The following is a 17,831-nucleotide window of genomic DNA, read 5'->3' as shown; positions in this document are numbered from 1 at the left end:
CCGGGCAATGAGACGCGCGACGCGGTGAGCCGTACCCGGGGACACACCGAGAAATCACCATGCCGCCCCCGGCGCGGGGCGGCACCATCCGGAGGACCGATGTCATCGAAGCGTTCGGCCGTGCGCACCGCCGCCGTCATCCCGGCCCTGGCCGGAGCCCTGCTGCTGACCGCCGGCTGTGGAGGGGAGCGCGGGGGCGGCGGGGCGGACGGCAGGGCCGCAGCCCCCGAGGCGGCGACCGGCACCGTGGAGCAGCTCGCCGGGAAGGCCGGCTGCGACAAGCCGAATCTGCAGATCGACGCCGAGGAACTGCGCCAGGGACGGTGCGGCGAGGGCGACGGCCGCTATGTGCTGGCCACCTTCGCGACCCACAAGGGGCAGCAGGACTGGCTCTCCGAGGCGGAGGGCTACGGGGGCACCTACCTGGTCGGGCCGAAGTGGGTGGCCGTGGGTTCGCCGAAGGTCGTGGCGAGCCTGCGCGGCAAGCTCGGCGGCGACATCGAGACGGGCGCCTCGCACGGTCCCGCTCACGGTGACTCGGATGGTGACGCGGACGGCGCGTCCAAGGGCTCCGGCGGGGACGGCGATCACGGGGACGCGCACGGGGGCTCCCACGGGGACGCACACCAGGGGAGCCGCAAGGGTTCGCACGGCTGACCGCGCGGCGCCGCCGCGCCCGTGAAGGCCCCGGACCGGGCGGCGCGGCGGCGGACCACGACGGCGGGGGTGCCGGTGGACTTCACCGGCACCCCCGCCCCGTTACGGCACAGGGGAGGCCGTCACGGGAGTTGGGTGACGAGGGACCGGGTCATCGGGGGCACCGAATCAGCGGTCCGGCAGGGCCCGCAGTCCACCGTCAGGTGCACTCCTGGCCGTTGTTGATGCAGTCCACCGCCTTCGACATCAGGTTCTCGGAGAACACGTTGATGAAGTCGCCGTGGTCCGTGATGGGCTTGTGGAGCTGCTCCGGGAAGGAGTCCACGGCGAAGTTGGTGCCCTCCGGCACGTCGTAGACGATCCGCTGGACGAGCTTCGGGATGGCCACGAAGCCCTCGTCGCAGGAGCCGTCCTCGTTGGCGAAGTCGACGTGCGTGCGGTGGTTGGCGCTGTCGGCGTTCTGGCCGTCCCAGCAGCTCTGGAACTCGAACTTGCGCACCACCTGGCTGCCCTCGGGGCACAGCGGGTACTTGTCCGCGATCTGCCGGTCCTCGAAGCCGGTGCAGCTCCAGGAGGAGTTGGCGTTGGCCGTACCGTTGGTGAAGGCCTTGGCGTCACCGGTGATGATGCGCAGGAAGCGCGGCATCTCCACGACCTCGCCGACCGGGCTGCCCTGGAACTCCATCGTCACCTCGGCCGGGGTGATGATCTTGCCGACGTTGCCGTCGAGGCCGCCGCCCGGGGTGTTGACGTCCGCCTCGTCACCGCCGGTCAGGTCGCGCAGGACCGGCCAGTAGTACGTGGACTGGTCCTCCTGGTTGGCGCAGGTGGTCTCTCCGTTGGCCAGGTCCTCGTCGACGGCGAAGGCGTCGTTGGCCTGGTTGCCGACGTAGTCGTGCATGTGGTGCGCGGCGTTGACGACACCGGGCGCCACGATGATGTTGTCCGAGTTGAACTTGCCGTTCTCGTTGACGCCGCAGTCGCTCTTGAACACGCCGGTGGACGCGTTCTGCTGGGCCTCGGGCTCCTGGACGTTCGGCTGGACGTCGTTGATGTCCACGAAGTCCTCGGGGGAGGGCCCGACCTGCGGCGGCGGTGCCTGGCCGCCGTCGCCCTGGCCGCCGTCGCCCTGGCCACCGTTCTGGCCGTCCTGCTGACCGCCGTCCTGGCCGTCCTGCTGGCCGCCGTCCTGACCGCCGCCCTGCTGGCCGTCGTCCGGGCGGACCGTGCCGCCGTCCTTCATGCCGCAGCGGGCGAGCTTCTCCAGGCCGGCCTGCCGCACGCCGGCCCGCTCCAGCGCGATTCTGATGCGGTCGAGGCTGGCGCGGCGCTTGCTGGCCAGCGGGTCGAGCACGGAGTTCTTGGTCCAGGACGCGTCGAGAGCCGCCGCGCGCCGGTTCTCCACGAGCCGCTTGTAGGCCGCGCCGATCTGGGCGTCGAGCCGCCCCAGCTCACGGCTGACTTCCTTCCGCGACTGCCTGGGGACCTTTTCCAGCCGGTCCACCACATCCGGACAGGCGATGGTGGAGGCCTGTTGTGCTACCGCTCCTTTCCGGCTGTCGCCATCGTTCGAGGTGCCGGCGGAGGCGTAGAAGTTCACCGCAGCGAGCCCGCCGCCTCCCAACAGGAGAGCTGCCGCCGCACCAGCCGTCCTGTTCAGCAAAGGGGAACGCTTGTGTGTCTTGGGCTTCATGGCCAGCGATACGGAGCCCGGGGCTCCCGCGTTCAAACCCGCTCCGGCCGTTCATTCCCGCGCCCCCCGGTCCAGATAGGCCAGAACCGCGAGAACCCGCCGGTTGTCGTCGTCCGACGGGGCCAGACCGAGCTTCGCGAAAATATTCGATGTGTGCTTCGCCACAGCCCGTTCCGTGACGAAGAGCTGCCCCGCGATGGCCGTGTTCGAACGGCCCTCCGCCATCAACTCCATCACCTCGCGCTCGCGCGGGGTGAGCTTCTCCATCGGCCGGTCCCGGGAACGGCGGGTGAGGAGCTGGGAGATGACCTGCGGGTCCATCGCGGTCCCGCCCGCCGCCACCCGCCGCACCGCGTCGGTGAACTGGTCGGCGTCGAACACCCGGTCCTTCAGCAGATAGCCGACCCCGCCCATGCCGTCGGCCAGCAACTCCCGCGCGTAGAGCTGCTCCACATGCTGGGAGAGCACGAGCACGGGCAGGCCGGGCGTCTCCCGGCGCGCGGCGAGCGCGCACTGCAGGCCCTCGTCCGTGAACGACGGCGGGAGCCGGACGTCGACCACCGCCACGTCCGGCTTCAGCTCCGCGAGGGCCCGGCTCAGCTCCGGGCCGCTTTCCACGGCCGCCGCGATCTCGAACCCGAACGCCTCCAGCATCCGGACCAGACCGTCCCTCAGGAGGAAGAGGTCTTCAGCGAGGACAACACGCACGGCAGCTCCATCGTCACCATGGTCGGACCGCCGGCCGGGCTGCTGACGGCCAGGATGCCGTCGAATGTACCGAGCCGGCGCTCCACCCCGGCCAGGCCCGAGCCGGCGGACGGGTCCGCCCCGCCGCGGCCGTTGTCCGTGACGGTCACCCGGAGTGTCCCGGAGGCCGCGTCATGGTGCGCGTCCAGCCACACCCGTTCGGCACCGGAGTGCTTCGCCGCGTTCGTCAGCACCTCGCTCACCGCGAAGTACGCCGCCGCCTCCACCGGCGCAGCGAACCGCCCCGGCAGATCCACCTCCACCTCCACCGGCAGCGGCATCCGCAGGGCCAGGGCCCGCACGGCGTCCCCGAGGCCGCGCTCGGCCAGCACCGGCGGGTGGATGCCCCGCACCAGGTCGCGCAGCTCCGTCAGCGCCTCGGCCGAGTCCTGCCGGGCCGCGGCGAGGAGCTTCCGCGCCTGCTCCGGATCCTTCTCGATCAGGGCCTCCACGGTGCCGAGGCTCATGCCCATCGCCACCAGCCGGGCCTGCGCCCCGTCGTGCAGGTCCCGTTCGATGCGGCGGAGTTCGGCGGCCGAGGTGTCCACCGCGTCGTGCCGGGTCTCGGCCAGCCGCTCCACGCGCCGCGCCAGCGCCTCCTTGGACGGCGAGAGCAGCGCTCCCGTCATACGGAAGTGGGCTTGCAGCAGAGCCGGGTTGACGCGGAGGGCACCCGCCAGGACCAGCAGCCCCAGCGCGCCCGCCGCGAGAGCGGTCCCCTGCCCCCGCACCGGGATGAACGCGAACCAGTAGCCGTCCCCGAGCACCCGCCACAGCCCCGCCGCGATCGCGACCCCCTCGGCGGCGAAAGCGATCAGCACGGCCGGCAGCACGGCGGTGAGGAAACCCGCCGTCATGTCGACCGGCAGCCACAGCAGATCACGCCAGGTCGCCGGGTCACGCAGCAGATGCGCGCACCGCTCCGCCCGTCCCAGCAGGCCCGCCCGCGGGGCCGGCGGGTACGGACGGTACGCGGCGGGAGTCCGCACGCCCGCCCAGTCGTACCCCAGCGTCCGCCGCCAGTTGGCGAACGACCGCACGGCGCCCAGCACCACGGGGGTCGTCAGCACCCCCACGCCGAGGCTGATGAAGCCGATCGACAGCAGCGACAGCACGAGCAGCGCGATCGAACCGGCCAGCGACACCACGGCGACGAACAGCCCCCGCCCCGCCGCCAGCAGCGCTTGCCTGAATTTCCCCATCTCGGCCCCCGGCCCCTCGTCGTTCCGTGGCCCGGCTCCCGGGCACGCCCCCAGTCTCGCCGGGCCCCGGCGCCGCGGTCACGGGGCCGCGCACCCGGACGGGGGTGCACCTGGCACCACCCCGGCGCGGTGCCGCTTGCCCTTCGGGGCCGGTCCGGCCTGCGGTCCGGTCAGGTCTGCGGTACCCGTCCGGCCTTCGGTGCCGGCTCGCCCTTGGGCGCCGGTCCGGTCTGCGGTGGCGGTTCGCCGTTCGGTGCCGGTTCGGACTGTGGTGCCGGTTCGGCCACCGGACTCCGGCTGCCGGTCGGCCCGCCGTGCGAAATCCGCAGGACCGGTGAGCCAACCGGCGCTCCCGTGCGTATCCCCCGGGAGGAACGAACCGGACTTCGGGCAGGTGGCCAGTGAACTCGCAGGGAGCGCAGGGGCGTTGGCCGGTCGTCGCCGCTGCCGCCACCCGGCGCGGCGTGGGAGCATGCATCTCACCATGACGGCGGACAGATCGTTCACGCGCCTTCTGCGGGCCGCGCTCTTCGCGGCCGTCTCCGTCATGCTCGCGGCCACCGGGCACGCGGTGATGTCCGGCCACGACATCCCGCTCCCGGCCCTGCTGGCCGCCTTCGGCACCACCGGAACCGTCGCCTGGCTGGCCGGAGGGCGGCGCCGCGGTGTCCTCTCCATCGCCGGCACCCTGCTGGCGGTCCAGACCGTCCTGCACCTGATCTTCACCGACGGCCCCGGCACCACCCCGGCCCACCGCCGGACACCGGGCGGACCCCTGCCCGAAGCCGGCGGGGCCGCCGGGACCGCCGCGAGCGGAACCGGGCACGGCGGCGGCGCGGCGGGGCAGTTCACCGGCCTCGCCGTCCCGGGCGAGCACTCCGAGCACGCCACCCTCGCCATGCTCGCCGCCCACCTCCTCGCCGCGCTCTGCTGCGCCGTCTGGCTGTGGCGCGGTGAGGCCGCCTTCTTCCGGCTGCTGCGCTGCCTGGGCTCGCTGGCGCTGATGCCGCTGCGGACGCTGCTCCGGGCCACCCGGTACGGGGCCCCGGCCGCGCCGCGCCCCGTACGGCCGCCGATGCCGTACGGGGAGGCGGCCATCCGGCTGCGGGGTGCTCTGCTGGCGCACGTCCTCTCCCGGCGCGGGCCGCCGCCCCGCGTCCGGTTCCGTCCCCACTCCACCCCGTACGCCGTCCGGTCCGCGCCCGGTATGACGCCGGCCGTCTGACGGCCGCCCGCCGCGCGGTGCCGTACCGGCGACCGCGACCGCACGGGCGCCGGAGGCCCGGCCGACGCCGGCCGTGTTCCGTCGCGACTGCCGGGTCCTCGGGGCCCGTTCCGCCGCTGGGCAGCCGCGCTGTGCCGCTGTGCCGCCGGGCCGCCGGGCCGCCGTGCGGTGGTGAGAGGTGTGGGCACGGAGCCTGCTCCGTAGTACGCGGAGCCGCCGTCCGGGCGGCCCGCGGTTCCCCGGGCAGTCCGTGACGGCACGGCGGTGGAAGACCCGCGCCGGACGACGGGCGGCCGCGCGCACCGGTGTCTCCGGCACCGGCGCGGCCGTGATCCCACCGCGCCCCTCCGGGCCGACGGCTGCCCGCCACCCGCTCCCCGCGCCGCGCCCGCGCGCCTCCGCGCGCCCGCGGCCCACCACGAAGTGAGGCCAACCCCCCATGTCCATCGACGACCCCGCCAAGCCGGCCACCGGCCGCCCCGCTCCGCCGGACACCGGCTCCGGCACCACGGCCACGGCCCCCCCGGCCACCGTGCCCACGTCCGCCACGCTCACCGGCACGGCCGCCGTACCCACCGGCGGCACTTCCACGGCCGCGCCCCCGGCAGCCGCGCAGCCGACGCCCGCTGACACGGCGGCCGGCAACGAGGCTGTCACCGTCTCAACGGCGGCCACCGCGAAGGCCGGAACCCCCGCCCCCGCCCCAACTCCCGTCGGCGCGTCCGGCGAACGCCACCGGGACGACACGGAGGCACCGGAAGCGGCGGAAGCGGCGGAGGCGGCGGAGGCGGCGGACGAACCGCCCGCACCCGGCCGACCGGGCGGCGGCAGCGCCCCGTCCCCTTCCCACGCCCCCGCCGCGTCCCGGGGCAGCCTGCGCCCGCTCGTGCTGCGGATGCACTTCTACGCGGGCATCCTCGTCGCGCCGTTCCTGCTGATCGCCGCCGTGACCGGGCTGCTGTACGCGGCCTCGTACCCGCTGGAGAAGGTGATCTACGCCGACGAGCTGACGGTCCCCGTGCCCGACGGCAAGGCCGCGCTGCCGCTGTCCCAGCAGGTCGGGGCGGCCGTCGAGGCGTACCCCGGCCGCACGCTCGCCAAGGTGTGGCCGTCCCCCGAGGCCGGGGCCACCACCCGGGTCCTGTTCGAGGCGCCGGAGCTCGGGGAGAGCAAGTCGACGGCCGTGTTCGTCGACCCGTACACCGCCGAGGTGCGCGGCGAGCTCGTCAGCTACGGCAGTTCCGGAGCGCTCCCCGTGCGCGCCTGGATATCGGAGTTCCACCGCCATCTGCACCTGGGCGAACCCGGGCGCCTCTATAGCGAACTGGCCGCGAGCTGGCTGTGGGTCGTCGCGCTCGGCGGACTGCTGCTGTGGCTGCGGCGCCGCCGTGCCACGCGCGGCGCGCGCGGTCTGCTGCTGCCCGAGCGAGGGCTGACGGGCCGGCGGCGCACGATGTCGCGGCACGGCGCGATCGGGGTCTGGTCCCTCCTGGGCCTGCTGTTCCTCTCCGCGACCGGGCTGACCTGGTCGACGTACGCGGGCGAGAACGTCGCCCTGCTGCGCGAGCAGCTGCGCGCCACCACCCCGTCGGTCGCCGCCACCGTGGACCCGGCGGCGGGCACCGGCGCGGGCGGCCACGAGGGGCACGGCGCCGCGCACGGCGACGGCGGCCACCAGCCGGGCGAGGGCGGCGACATCGGCCTGGACCGGCTCCTGGACACCGCCCGCGAGCAGGGCGTGTCGGAGTCCCTGGTGATCAGCCTGCCGGCCGACGAGAAGGCCGCCTATGTCGTCGCGGAGAACGACAAGCAGTGGCCGGTGCACTTCGACTCGGTGTCCGTGCACCCGACGACCGGTGAGGTCGTGGACACTCTGGCGTTCGCCGACTACCCGGTGCTCGCCCAGCTGACCCGGATCGGCATCGACGCCCACATGGGCCTCTTCCTCGGGCTGCCCAACCAGCTGGTGCTGATCGCCCTGATGGCCGGACTGGTCGCGCTGATCGCGTACGGCTACCGGATGTGGTGGCAGCGCCGCCCCACGCGCGGCACCACCCGCTTCGGCGCCGGCCGGCCGATGCCGCGCGGCGCCTGGCGCAAGGCGTCGCCGGGGGCGCTGGTGGCGCTGCTGGCGGCCGCGGTGCTGCTCGGCTGGTTCGTACCGCTGTTCGGGCTGGGGCTGGTGCTGTTCCTGGCGGTGGACGCGGCCCGCGGAGCGTTCACCCGGCGCCGGGCGGACGTCTCCTGACGCGCCCGTCCCGCTGACGCGCGGGGCCCCGCCCCGTACGGCCGCCCGGCGGCGGACCGTACAGGGCGGGGCCGCCGTCCGGGCAGCGCGATGGGCGCCCGCCGGTGCCTGCGGGCGCCCATCGCCGTATCCGGAGCCACGGGGAGACCGGGGAACGGTCAGACCTGGCCGGCCTTCTCCAGGGCGGTGCAGCAGGTGTCGACCATCAGCCGCGTCACCACGTACGGGTCGACGTTGGCGTTCGGGCGGCGGTCCTCGATGTACCCCTTGCGGTCCACCTCGACCTGCCAGGGGATGCGGACCGACGCGCCGCGGTCGGAGACGCCGTAGCTGTACTCGTTCCACGGCGCCGTCTCGTGCAGGCCGGTGAGCCGGGCCTCGATGCCGACGCCGTAGTGCTTGACGTGCACGGCCGGCTTGTCGCCGTCGCCCAGCGCCTCGCAGGCCGTGATGATCGGCTCGTAGCCCTCGCGCATCGCCTTGGTGGAGAAGTTGGTGTGCGCGCCCGCGCCGTTCCAGTCGCCCTTCGCCGGCTTGGCGTCCAGCGTCGCGGAGATCCCGAACTCCTCGGCCGTGCGGTAGAGCAGCCAGCGGGCCACCCACATGTGGTCCGAGACCTCCAGCGGCGACAGCGGGCCGACCTGGAACTCCCACTGGCCGGGCATGACCTCGGCGTTGATGCCGGAGATGCCCAGGCCCGCCGTCAGGCAGTTGTCCAGGTGCTTCTCGACGATCTCCCGGCCGAAGATCTCGTCGGCGCCGACACCGCAGTAATAGCCGCCCTGCGGGGCCGGGTAGCCGTTCTCGGGGAAGCCCAGGGGACGGCTGCCCTGGAAGAAGGTGTACTCCTGCTCGATCCCGAAGACCGGCTGCTGGGCGGCGAACTTCTCCGCCACCGGGCGCAGCAGCGCGCGGGTGTTCGAGGCGTGCGGGGTCAGGTCCGTGTGCAGCACCTCGCACAGGACGAGGATGTCACCGCCGCCGCGGATCGGGTCCGGGCAGGAGAAGACGGGCTGCAGGACGAGGTCCGAGGAGTGGCCCTCGGCCTGGTTGGTGCTGGACCCGTCGAAGCCCCAGACGGGCGGCTCGGCGCCGTCGGCCAGGATCTTCGTCTTCGAGCGGAGCTTGGCGGTGGGCTCGGTTCCGTCGATCCAGATGTACTCGGCCTTGAAGGTCACGTGGTCCCCCTCGTGCGGGTGCGGACGGCAGCGGGTGCGGGTCCCGGAAGCCCCAGTGCCGCGCGGCTCTGCACGGTGGTGCCCAATCCTCCGGTCCCCTCGGCGGCAGCATCGCAACGGGCCGTTTCCCGGCAGTTGCTCCGGTGTAAACCGGCTGTGTCCGCGGGGCTCCGTATGTGTCGTCCGGGCTACGAAGCGCTGCCCGTGCGGCGGGGGCGGCGGGGAGCCGGACGGGGGCGCGGCGCCCTCCCCTCGACGCCACGGGCGCCGGCGGCGCCACCGGATCCGGTGCCGCCGTGTTACGGCATCGGACGGACGGCCGGTGATCCCCCCGGGCGCCCCCGGCCCTCCGGGTGACGATGGGACCCGTCCGCCCCGGTCGCACCCGCCGGCCCCGTGCAGCCGTCCCACGCGCCCGCACGGGGCGGAAAAACCGGCAACCGGGGAATCGGGGGGAGCCCCGGGAATCCGGGGGACCCGCGACCGGGGAATACAGGACAGCCGAGGGGGACTACCGAGAGAAGCCGAGGAGACCCGACCGCATGAACGACCTGACCTTCACCGCCCCGCTGTGGGTGTGGGCCGCGCTGACCGTCGCCATCGGGGTGATGCTGGCCGTCGATCTGCTCGCGCACCGCGACAGCCATGTCATCGGTTTCCGCGAGGCCTCCCTCTGGAGCGCCGGATGGATCGCCGCGGGCCTGGCCTTCGGCCTGATCCTGTGGGCCTGGCAGGGCGGGGAGGCGGCCACCACCTACTACGCCGGCTATCTGATCGAGAAGGCCCTGTCGGTCGACAACATCTTCGTCTTCGCGCTGGTGTTCTCGTTCTTCGCGGTCCCCGAGGAGTACCAGCACAAGGTCCTGTTCTGGGGAGTGATCGGCGCGCTCGGCGCCCGTCTGGCGTTCATCTTCGTCGGCGCCGAACTGCTGCAGGTCTTCTTCTGGACCGCCTACGTGTTCGGCGCGTTCCTCATCTGGACCGGCTACAAGATGGCCGTCTCGCACAACACGGAAGTGCACCCGGACCGCAATCCCGTCGTGCGTCTCGTCCAGCGGATCGTGCCGACCGATCCCGCGTTCCACGGCGACCGGTTCGTCGTGCGCCTGAACGGCCGCCGCACCGCGACACTCCTGTTCGTCGCCCTCATCGCCATCGAGGCCACCGACCTGGTCTTCGCCATCGACTCGGTGGCCGCCATCCTCGCGATCACCACCAACACCTTCCTGGTGTGGACCGCCAACGCCTTCGCCATCCTCGGTCTGCGCAGCCTCTACTTCCTCCTCGCCGGACTGCTGCGACGCTTCCGCTATCTGCACTACGGGCTGGCCGTGCTGCTCGCCTTCGCCGGGGTCAAGCTCATCCTGTCGGAGACCCCGGTCGGCAAGCTGCCCATCCCGGTCACCCTCGGCTTCATCGTGCTGACCATCACGGTCTCGATCGTCTGGTCCCTGGCGGCGACCCGGGGCGAGACGGGGGACGACGAGACGGGCGCGCCGTCCGGCGGCGATACGGGCCGGGCGGCCGGTCCCCACGAGAGCTGACCGGCCGGCCGACCGGCTATCGGCCCCCCGTCCGCCGTCAGATCCGTTCCGCTCGCACCAGCGCGTCGATGGCGGTGCGCGGTCCCTCGTCCGTCTCCACCGGCCGGTCCACGGCCTCCGCCTTGACGATCCGCGCGGACGGCCGCCACGCCTCGGCCACCTGTTCGGCGGTGTAGAGCACGTCCGGGTCCTGCGGGCCACCGTGCCCCCGGCTGATGTTGTCGGCGTGGTGGCCGACGAGCAGCAGGGTCCCGCCGGGCCGCACGGAGGTGGCGGCCAGCCGGAGGGCCTCCTCCATCCGCGGCCAGGGCAGATGCAGATAGACGATCAGCGCCAGGTCGAAGAGGGGGGCCTGGGCGAGCACACTCCCGGCCTCCGTCACGTCGGCGCTCACGGTGCGGATCGTCACACCGCGCTCCCTGGCCATCTGCTCGGCCTTTTCCAGGGCGACTGCGGAGAAGTCCACGGCGTCCACGTCCCAGCCCTGCTCCGCCAGCCAGACGGCGTTCCGCCCCTCGCCGGCGGCCAGGTCCACCGCCCGCCCCGGCGGCAGATCCGCCAGCTCCTCCGCGACGAACCGGTTGGGCCCGGCCGACCACACCAGCTCCTTGCCGCGATACCGCTCGTCCCACGCCTCGGCGTCCACACTGGCTCCTCACTGCTCACTCGCACGCACGCGCGTCCCGCGCTACGGGCTTCATGATTCCAGGACGGACACCCCACCGCCCCGCCGACGGGGCCCGGGCGCACACCGCCCGGAGGGCCTCGGCGGGGGCCCGGCGCGCGGTGGGCAGAGGGCCGCCCGGTCGGCGGAGGTCCGTGCGACGACGCGCACGGGCACCGATGCCGCGTACGGACGCCGGCGCCGCACGGCGTGCGTCGTCCCCCTGAGGGTGAGCCGGCGTCCGCCGGGCGGCGATTTCCGGCCGCTCTCTCCACCACGCGCGCCAACTCCCCGTATCTGGCAAGCCGTTCACTACTGTGTGTGCCCGGCTGATGCGTACTCGTGTGCTGAACAGGACAGTTCGACGGGGTAGTTGGGGGACGGCATGCCCGGGTGGGACATCACTCCGTCCGGAGTGAGCTCGGTGACCGCGCTCGTGGAGACCGCGATCGAAGGGGTAGAGGAGGACCTCACCGCCTGCGGCAAGGCGGTGGAGAACGCGGCGGCCTCGGCGGGCACCATCAGCGGCGCCTACTGCGGTGAAGGGCCGCCCACCGGTGCGATCGCGCTCGCCCTGGCCCAGTTCGTGGAAGGCACCGCGGGGGACGCGGCGTTCATCGGGGCACGGGCGGTGAAGTCGGTGAACGGGGCGCGTGAGGCCACCGCGGCCTACGTCGGCGGAGACCTCGGCATGGCCGCCGAGCTGCAACGGGCCGCCGCCCGGGCCCCGGTGGTCGACCTCCCGGGCCAGGGCGCCCCCGGAGGACGGGGCGGCGCCGCCGGGCGGGACGGCAAGGGTCCGCGCCCGGCACCCCGCGAGGGCGGTCGGGATCAGCGGGCCGCGCAGCTCATCTGACTCCGGGCATCCGACTCGCTGTGGTCGGCCGGAGACTCGGAGGCCGTGGCGCACGCCTTCGCAGGCCGGTCCGCCGGGGCCGGTGTGCCGTCGCCGGCGCCGATGCTGTCCGGGACGGACAGGAGGGCCTCGTACCAGACGGTGGCCATCTTGCTGTAGCCCGTGGCGTTGGGGTGCACGCCATCGGCCAAGTCAGCCGTCGTCAGCTTGCTGTACATCTCGACCAGGTGCACGCGCTTGCCGGCGTCGGCCCTGCTCTGCACGATGCCCGGGATGGCCGCGTTGAACGTCCGCACGGTCTGGTCGCGCCAGGACAGCGGCACGATGGTCGACACGAAGAGATGCGTGTCCGGGGCCTGGGCGGTGATGCGGTCGATCAGCGCGGCCAGCCGCGCGGACGCGCTGCCCGGGTCGCCGTACATGTCGTTGGTGCCGATGTGCAGCAGGATCGTGTCCGGGGTGTAGGTCCTCAGCCAGTTGGTGATGTTGCTGTCGATCTGGGCGATGGTCCAGCCGGAGTGACCCTCGTGGTCCCGGTCGCCGAGGTTGCCGGGGCCGTTGACCTGGGAGCCGACGAAGTCGATCTCGTGGCCGCCCGCGACGAGCTTCTGCCAGAGGTCGATGCGGTACCCGCCGGGCACGTTGAAGCCATCGGTGATCGAGTCGCCGAGCGGCATGACGCGCACCGGGGCGGCGTCCGAGTCGGCGTGGGCGGTGCCGGCGGCGGAGGCCATGCCGAGGAGTAACGCGGCGAGGGCGACCAGGCCGGAGAGGAGGTGCCGGGTTCTGGACATGGGGGGTGGTCCTTTCCTGCGGGTCCTCAGGGCGCTGCGGAGGGTGTGCAGTTGACGACGTGACCTCCGCCGCCGGGGTTGCCGGCGGAAGGCGCCGGGCGGGTGTGGACGGTGCCGAAGGTGCCGTGCGCCCTCACGCGCCGGGCGGGATCCGGCCGGCCGAGAGGTGCGAACCGCCGCGCCGGGCAGGTCCGTGTGCACGGAAACGGAGGACCGTGCGCGGGATGCCGGTGGGGCGGCGTGGAGCGGCTCGGACGGTGACGCCGGGCAACGCGGGGGTGGAGAGGTGTGGGAGCGCTCCCAATGTACGGGCGGGCCCAGCGGCGCGGCAATACGGCCGGAAGGCGGTGCTCGGCTTCTTCCGGAAGCGTGCCAGCGGCGGCTGAGTTTTCGTCGTTGGAGGCAAGAGCTGTGAGCGCAGCCCGGTGGAGCTGGTGGAGGAGTACGGCGCCGAGACCCCTCAGCGGTGCAGCCGCAGTCACGGGTGCTGGTGGCTGTTGTGGCGTTCCGACGCCGGGCATGCCACGTGTCGAGCCATGCCGGCGTGTGGCCGTAACCCGGGCACCCCGGAAAACGGCTCGCGCGGAGACCGGCCGGTCGGCAGTCTGGTCCTTCATGTCGAAGAGGGGGGCCGGATGGCGGCAGCGCACGGATTCGCGTACGAGGAGCGGGGCGACGGCTCCGTGGTGATCCTGCACCACGGCCGCGTGGTGACGGTGCTGCGCGGGAGCCGGGGGGCACAGTTCGTACGGGAAGTCGCCCATGGGGATCCGCAGTTGGTGATGGCCCGCTGGACGGGTAACTACCGGCGCGGCAATGAGCGGGCGGCGCGCAGGCATCCGCGCAATGCCCGCTGACGCGCGGGGATTCCGGACGCGTTTCCAAGAGCCCGCTGGGCGGACGGTCTGCCGCGCTGTGGAGTTCGGGTGCCGTGCCGGTTCGGGGTGGCTTCGCGGGTGCCGTCCGCTCGCGGGAGCGATGACCTCCGGCGAGGGTGAGGGGAGCGGGGCGGGGCGGGGCGGCGCAAGGCCGCGACCGGTCCCCCGTGCCGGTCGCGGCCTCGTCGGCCTGCAGTCCGTCAGCTGCGGTCAGCAGCAGCCGCCGGACGGTGAGACGGCGTCAGCCGTGGCGGTGGCCGCAGCCGCAGCCGGGGCCGGGGCAGGGGGCGCAACCGGGGCAGGGGAGCCGGTGTCCGCGCCGGCCGGTGGCGCGGCGGGCGCCGGGGCGCAGCAGCCGCCGCCCTCGGCCTGGCCGGCGGCCGGGTCGTCGAAGAGGCCGGCGCCTCCGCACACCCCCGTCTCGGGGAGCGTCAGTTCGACCCGGTCGGCGGACTCCAGGTCGCCCGCGATCGCGGCGGTGACGGAGCGGACCTGCTCGTAGCCGGTCATCGCCAGGAAGGTGGGGGCGCGGCCGTAGGACTTCATGCCGACGAGGTAGACGCCCTGCTCGGGGTGGGACAGCTCGCGGTGGCCGTGCGGGTAGACGGTGCCGCAGGAGTGCTGGTTGGGGTCGATCAGCGGGGCGAGGGCGACAGGAGCCTGGAGGCGTTCGTCCAGGCCGAGGCGGATCTCGGACAGGAAGGAGAGGTCGGGGCGGAAGCCGGTCAGGACGATGACCTCGTCCACCGGGTCCAGGCGCCGGCCGTCCTCGCCGACGAGCACCAGCCGTCCGTCGCCGTCCCGTTCGACGGCCTCGGTGCGGAAACCGGTGACGGCGTCGGCGTGACCGTCGTCGACGGCGGCCTTGGCCGCGAGGCCCAGGGCGCCGCGGGCGGGAAGTTCGTCGGCCTCGCCGCCGCCGAACGTGGAACCGCTGATGCCGCGCCGCAGGACCCACACCGCGTGCGTGCCCGGCTCGTCCCGGGCGACCTCGGCGAGGGCGGCGAGCGCGGTGAAGGCGGAGGCACCGGAGCCGATGACGGCGGTGCGCTTGCCGGCGTATCTGGCCCGTGCGGACGGGTCCCTGAGGTCGGGTACGCGGTACGTCACGCGGTCGGCGGCGGCCTTCTCGCCGAGTGCGGGCAGGCCGCCGGCCCCGGCCGGGCCGGGCGCCGTCCAGGTGCCGGAGGCGTCGACGACCGCGCGGGCGAGAACGCGCTCCTCGCGGCCGCCGTCGCCGGCGAGGTGCAGGACGAAGGGCTGGGACGCGCGGTCGGCGTCGACGACGCGGTCGCGGCCGGCGCGGGAGACGCCGGTGACGCGCACCCCGTAGCGGACGCGCTCGCCCAGGGCGTCGGCCAGCGGCTGGAGGTAGTGCTCGGCCCAGTCGCCGCCGGTGGGATACGCCGCGGCGTCCGGCCGGGTCCAGCCGGTGGGGGCGAGCAGCTTCTCCGCGGCCGCGTCGATGACCTCGCCCCAGCGGGAGAACAGACGTACGTGGCTCCACTCCCGCACGGCGGAGGCGGCGGCCGGCCCGGCCTCCAGGACCAGGGGTTCGATGCCGCGCCCGACGAGGTGGGCCGCCGCGGCCAGGCCCACGGGGCCGGCTCCGATGACGACGACAGGGGGCTGCTGCTCGTTCATGGTGATGGGGCTCCTTGGGTGGATGGGGATGGCTCGTGCGCCCCGCGCCCGGGACGGACTGCGTGCCGTTCGACGGGCCGGTCCGGGGTGGTGAGGGAACAGTGGTGCGGACAAGCCGGGTCGCCACGAATCTCTGATTCGACGTTTGTCGATGTCTTGGTTCCGGAGCTTGCCATGGTGCATCGATGGATGTCAACATAGACGAATGTCGAATCCTGAGAGAGTCGAGCTGCCCGTCCTCGACGCGGGGGACGCGGTGCCGTGCTGCCCGCCGATCACCGCCGGGGAGCTGTCGCAGGAGGACGCGGAGAGGACGGCCGCGATGTTCAAGGCGCTGTCCGACCCGGTGCGGCTGCGGCTCTTCTCCAGGATCGCCTCACATCCGGGCGGCGAGGCGTGCGTCTGCGACATCTCCGACGTCGGCGTCTCCCAGCCGACCGTCTCCCACCATCTGAGGAAGCTGCGCGAAGCCGGTCTGCTCACGTCCGAGCGGCGCGGAACGTGGGTGTACTACCGGGTGGCCCCGGCGGTGGTCGCCGCGATGGCCGCCATGCTCGCCCCGCGCACCCCCTGACGGCCGCGTCCGGCGCCGGGCCTCGGAGGGGTGCCCCGCCGGGGCCCGGCGGTCGCGTCCCGGCTCGTCCGCCGCTTCGCGAGGACACGGGTGCCCCGGGAGTGACGGCCGGAGGGTCTGCGGGGACGTCACGCCACGGTGTTCGAGCCACCGTCAAGGTGTACGACGACCACAAGGGACCCTGTGGCCCGCCCGGACCGGGCGGCCGGAGGTCCTGCCGCGCACGCGCCCCCGGCGGGACGCCTCACGGCATGCGGCGAGGGTTTCGGCTGTTCCCTTCGTGCGGGTCACCGGGGCGCTGAGCCGCGGACCCGGTGGGGGCGCCGGGCGGAGGGGCCGCGTAGCAGCGCACGGTGACCGTGCCGTCCGGGGACCACCGCTGCCGGACGGCGGCCAGGAACCGCCACCCCAGCCGCTCGTACAGGGCCACGGCCCCGGTGTCGGAGGCCAGCACGTCGAGGACGGGGTGCAACCCGCGCGCACGGGCCTCCTCCACCGCCCGGCCGAGCAGCAGCGCGCCCACTCCGCGGCCGCGTGCCGCCGGGGCGACGAAGAGGCGGTTGACGACTGCCGTCGCCGAGATCTCCCGTCCAGCCCGAGCGCTCCACACCGCCGGTGCCGCGTCGTCCGTCCCGCTGCGGGAGAGGACGGCGTGTCCGGCGACGCGCCCGTCCAGCTCCGCCACCCAGGCCGTGAGCAGCGCGGGCGGTGTCAGCCAGCGGGCCGGTTCATCCGGCCAGTTGACCGGATAGCCGTCACCCGCGTGCACGTCGGCGAGAAGCCGGGCGCACGGGCCGAGGTCGGCGTCGGCCCGCGGACGGATACGGGGGAGCGGGGTCCCGCCGGGCGCCGAGCGGTGGTCGGGGCTCATCGCAGCATCGAACCACGGCCGGGGAAACCGGTGGAGCCGGGGGAGCGGCCGGGTGCCGGAGCGATCGCGCGGACAGAGCGGCCCGGTGGCCCGGGCCACTCGCGGGGCGACGGGGGCACCGGTCCGCGTCCTCCGACCCGCGTCGTGGTCCGCGTCCTCCCGTCCGCGTCCGCGTCCGCCGCCCGGCTCCCGGGCGGCACCGCTGTCCCACGTCCGGCGCGCGGAGCCGTGCCGGGGCCTCGGTCCGGCCTCCGGCACCGCCGGCCTCCGGCGGCCCTCCGCCGGGGCGTGGCGGCGGGTCAGACCCCCGTGACGCCGTCGATGCGTTCGCGGATCAGGTCGGCGTGGCCGTTGTGGCGGGCGTACTCCCCGATCAGGTGGATGTGGATCCAGCGCAGGTTGACCGGGCCCTCCACGGGGCCCGGGTTGGGCGGCAGGAAGCCGGTGTCGTCCAGGCCGTGAGCCGCGAAGATCTTCCGGCTGCTGTCGATCTCGGCGCGCCAGCGGGCGAAGACCTCGTCCCGGCCGAGCCCGTCGCTCAGGTCGAAGCCGCCGTCCATCCGGCCGGGCTCGACGGCGCCGCCGAACACGGGCGGGGCGTTCTCGCCGAGGAGGACGCGCCGGGACCAGTTGCGTTCCACCTCCGTTATGTGCCGCACCAGGCCGAGCAGCGTCAACCCCGACGGAGGCACGGCCGCCTCGCGCAACTGCTCGTCCGTCAGATCACGGCACTTGCCGGCGAGCGTTTCGCGCTGGAAGTCCAGCCAGACCTCCAGCCCGGTGCGTTCGTCGGCGGTCAGCGGCGGTATGGGACGGTCGAAGGTCGTCATACCGAGCATCCTGCCAACACGCACCGGGCTGGAGAAAGGCCCCTCCGGGAGGCGCGAGGGAGGCGAGGGGCCGGTTCCGGTGCCCCGGCGGTCACGCCGGGGCGGTGCCGCCGCCGTGTCCCAGGTTCTGTCTGGCACATAGCGCTGTCCGCCCAAAGGGCGGGCTCCGCGGCGTCTGGTGCGTGCGATCGCAAGGCGGAGGAGGAGAGCGCAGCGTGCTGCGCCG

The 17,831-nt window shown here is 74.0% G+C and carries 16 protein-coding genes; 7 read left to right on the top strand and 9 right to left on the bottom strand.

The window, feature by feature from the left end:
- The first annotated feature begins 99 nt into the window (after window positions 1-99).
- Window positions 100-657: a hypothetical protein gene (locus IF83_RS0127145; RefSeq protein ID WP_078843930.1), complete on the top strand. Its 558-nt coding sequence runs from the start codon at window positions 100-102 to the stop codon at window positions 655-657.
- A 199-nt stretch (window positions 658-856) separates the two neighbouring features.
- Here IF83_RS0127145 and IF83_RS0127140 read toward each other — a convergent pair whose 3' ends face one another.
- The 3 genes from IF83_RS0127140 to IF83_RS0127130 are packed head-to-tail and all read right to left on the bottom strand — an operon-like array spanning window position 857 to window position 4,299.
- Window positions 857-2,350, bottom strand: coding sequence for a DUF1996 domain-containing protein (locus tag IF83_RS0127140; RefSeq protein WP_030548612.1), 1,494 nt, complete (start codon window positions 2,348-2,350; stop codon window positions 857-859).
- A 51-nt stretch (window positions 2,351-2,401) separates the two neighbouring features.
- Window positions 2,402-3,058 (bottom strand): LuxR C-terminal-related transcriptional regulator, encoded by a 657-nt coding sequence (locus IF83_RS0127135; protein ID WP_030548611.1) that lies wholly within the window; start codon window positions 3,056-3,058, stop codon window positions 2,402-2,404.
- Window positions 3,022-4,299, bottom strand: a complete 1,278-nt coding sequence (locus IF83_RS0127130; RefSeq protein ID WP_030548609.1) for a sensor histidine kinase — start codon at window positions 4,297-4,299, stop codon at window positions 3,022-3,024. The genes IF83_RS0127135 and IF83_RS0127130 overlap by 37 nt, the downstream gene beginning before the upstream one ends.
- A 484-nt stretch (window positions 4,300-4,783) precedes the next feature.
- Here IF83_RS0127130 and IF83_RS0127125 point away from each other — a divergent pair, with 484 nt between their 5' ends.
- Window positions 4,784-5,524, top strand: a complete 741-nt coding sequence (locus IF83_RS0127125; RefSeq protein ID WP_158711115.1) for a hypothetical protein — start codon at window positions 4,784-4,786, stop codon at window positions 5,522-5,524.
- Window positions 5,525-5,963: 439 nt separating this feature from the next.
- Complete coding sequence (locus IF83_RS0127120) at window positions 5,964-7,772, top strand: PepSY-associated TM helix domain-containing protein (protein ID WP_078843929.1); 1,809 nt, start codon at window positions 5,964-5,966, stop codon at window positions 7,770-7,772.
- Window positions 7,773-7,930: 158 nt separating this feature from the next.
- On the opposite strand, the gene glnII is transcribed toward IF83_RS0127120, so the two are convergent.
- Window positions 7,931-8,950 (bottom strand): glutamine synthetase, encoded by a 1,020-nt coding sequence (glnII, locus tag IF83_RS0127115; protein WP_019709377.1) that lies wholly within the window; start codon window positions 8,948-8,950, stop codon window positions 7,931-7,933.
- A 542-nt stretch (window positions 8,951-9,492) separates the two neighbouring features.
- Here glnII and IF83_RS0127110 point away from each other — a divergent pair.
- Window positions 9,493-10,494 (top strand): TerC family protein, encoded by a 1,002-nt coding sequence (locus tag IF83_RS0127110; protein ID WP_030548603.1) that lies wholly within the window; start codon window positions 9,493-9,495, stop codon window positions 10,492-10,494.
- Window positions 10,495-10,531: 37 nt separating this feature from the next.
- On the opposite strand, the gene IF83_RS0127105 is transcribed toward IF83_RS0127110, so the two are convergent.
- Window positions 10,532-11,140 (bottom strand): class I SAM-dependent methyltransferase, encoded by a 609-nt coding sequence (locus IF83_RS0127105; RefSeq protein WP_030548601.1) that lies wholly within the window; start codon window positions 11,138-11,140, stop codon window positions 10,532-10,534.
- A 403-nt stretch (window positions 11,141-11,543) separates the two neighbouring features.
- Between IF83_RS0127105 and IF83_RS0127100 the strand changes: the two genes are divergently transcribed.
- The gene (locus tag IF83_RS0127100) at window positions 11,544-12,014 is read left to right on the top strand and encodes a DUF6507 family protein (RefSeq protein ID WP_279617235.1); all 471 of its coding nucleotides are present in this window, start codon (window positions 11,544-11,546) and stop codon (window positions 12,012-12,014) included.
- Here the strand turns inward: IF83_RS0127100 and IF83_RS0127095 are convergent.
- A complete protein-coding gene (locus IF83_RS0127095; RefSeq protein ID WP_030548597.1) occupies window positions 11,990-12,808 on the bottom strand; it encodes an SGNH/GDSL hydrolase family protein in 819 nt (272 codons plus the stop codon). The two genes, IF83_RS0127100 and IF83_RS0127095, sit on opposite strands and share 25 nt — an antisense overlap.
- Before the next feature lie 635 nt (window positions 12,809-13,443).
- Between IF83_RS0127095 and IF83_RS0127090 the strand changes: the two genes are divergently transcribed.
- Window positions 13,444-13,665 (top strand): hypothetical protein, encoded by a 222-nt coding sequence (locus tag IF83_RS0127090; protein ID WP_030548595.1) that lies wholly within the window; start codon window positions 13,444-13,446, stop codon window positions 13,663-13,665.
- 231 nt (window positions 13,666-13,896) lie between these two features.
- On the opposite strand, the gene IF83_RS0127085 is transcribed toward IF83_RS0127090, so the two are convergent.
- The gene (locus IF83_RS0127085) at window positions 13,897-15,330 is read right to left on the bottom strand and encodes an NAD(P)-binding domain-containing protein (RefSeq protein WP_030548593.1); all 1,434 of its coding nucleotides are present in this window, start codon (window positions 15,328-15,330) and stop codon (window positions 13,897-13,899) included.
- A 205-nt stretch (window positions 15,331-15,535) separates the two neighbouring features.
- On the opposite strand from IF83_RS0127085, the gene IF83_RS0127080 reads away from it, so the two are divergent.
- Window positions 15,536-15,904, top strand: a complete 369-nt coding sequence (locus IF83_RS0127080; protein ID WP_030548591.1) for an ArsR/SmtB family transcription factor — start codon at window positions 15,536-15,538, stop codon at window positions 15,902-15,904.
- 244 nt (window positions 15,905-16,148) lie between these two features.
- Here IF83_RS0127080 and IF83_RS0127075 read toward each other — a convergent pair whose 3' ends face one another.
- Both IF83_RS0127075 and IF83_RS0127070 read right to left on the bottom strand, forming a co-directional pair.
- The gene (locus tag IF83_RS0127075) at window positions 16,149-16,775 is read right to left on the bottom strand and encodes a GNAT family N-acetyltransferase (protein WP_078843932.1); all 627 of its coding nucleotides are present in this window, start codon (window positions 16,773-16,775) and stop codon (window positions 16,149-16,151) included.
- A 299-nt stretch (window positions 16,776-17,074) separates the two neighbouring features.
- The gene (locus tag IF83_RS0127070) at window positions 17,075-17,605 is read right to left on the bottom strand and encodes a DinB family protein (RefSeq protein WP_030548588.1); all 531 of its coding nucleotides are present in this window, start codon (window positions 17,603-17,605) and stop codon (window positions 17,075-17,077) included.
- Window positions 17,606-17,831 lie beyond the last annotated feature (226 nt).

Origin of the sequence: Streptomyces albus subsp. albus, assembly GCF_000719865.1 — a bacterium.
GTDB lineage: Bacteria > Actinomycetota > Actinomycetes > Streptomycetales > Streptomycetaceae > Streptomyces > Streptomyces albus_E.
Note: the sequence above shows the minus strand (reverse complement) of the source record. Positions and strands in the feature narration are given on the sequence as shown.

Excerpts from the sequence above, each read along its gene's own strand:
- IF83_RS0127145 (WP_078843930.1), top strand. The coding sequence starts at position 100 with ATGTCATCGAAGCGTTCGGCCGTGCGCACCGCCGCCGTCATCCCGGCC.
- IF83_RS0127140 (WP_030548612.1), bottom strand. The coding sequence starts at position 2,350 with ATGAAGCCCAAGACACACAAGCGTTCCCCTTTGCTGAACAGGACGGCT.
- IF83_RS0127130 (WP_030548609.1), bottom strand. The coding sequence starts at position 4,299 with ATGGGGAAATTCAGGCAAGCGCTGCTGGCGGCGGGGCGGGGGCTGTTC.
- IF83_RS0127125 (WP_158711115.1), top strand. The coding sequence starts at position 4,784 with ATGACGGCGGACAGATCGTTCACGCGCCTTCTGCGGGCCGCGCTCTTC.
- IF83_RS0127120 (WP_078843929.1), top strand. The coding sequence starts at position 5,964 with ATGTCCATCGACGACCCCGCCAAGCCGGCCACCGGCCGCCCCGCTCCG.
- IF83_RS0127110 (WP_030548603.1), top strand. The coding sequence starts at position 9,493 with ATGAACGACCTGACCTTCACCGCCCCGCTGTGGGTGTGGGCCGCGCTG.
- IF83_RS0127100 (WP_279617235.1), top strand. The coding sequence starts at position 11,544 with ATGCCCGGGTGGGACATCACTCCGTCCGGAGTGAGCTCGGTGACCGCG.
- IF83_RS0127095 (WP_030548597.1), bottom strand. The coding sequence starts at position 12,808 with ATGTCCAGAACCCGGCACCTCCTCTCCGGCCTGGTCGCCCTCGCCGCG.
- IF83_RS0127090 (WP_030548595.1), top strand. The coding sequence starts at position 13,444 with ATGGCGGCAGCGCACGGATTCGCGTACGAGGAGCGGGGCGACGGCTCC.
- IF83_RS0127085 (WP_030548593.1), bottom strand. The coding sequence starts at position 15,330 with ATGAACGAGCAGCAGCCCCCTGTCGTCGTCATCGGAGCCGGCCCCGTG.
- IF83_RS0127080 (WP_030548591.1), top strand. The coding sequence starts at position 15,536 with ATGTCGAATCCTGAGAGAGTCGAGCTGCCCGTCCTCGACGCGGGGGAC.
- IF83_RS0127075 (WP_078843932.1), bottom strand. The coding sequence starts at position 16,775 with ATGAGCCCCGACCACCGCTCGGCGCCCGGCGGGACCCCGCTCCCCCGT.
- IF83_RS0127070 (WP_030548588.1), bottom strand. The coding sequence starts at position 17,605 with ATGACGACCTTCGACCGTCCCATACCGCCGCTGACCGCCGACGAACGC.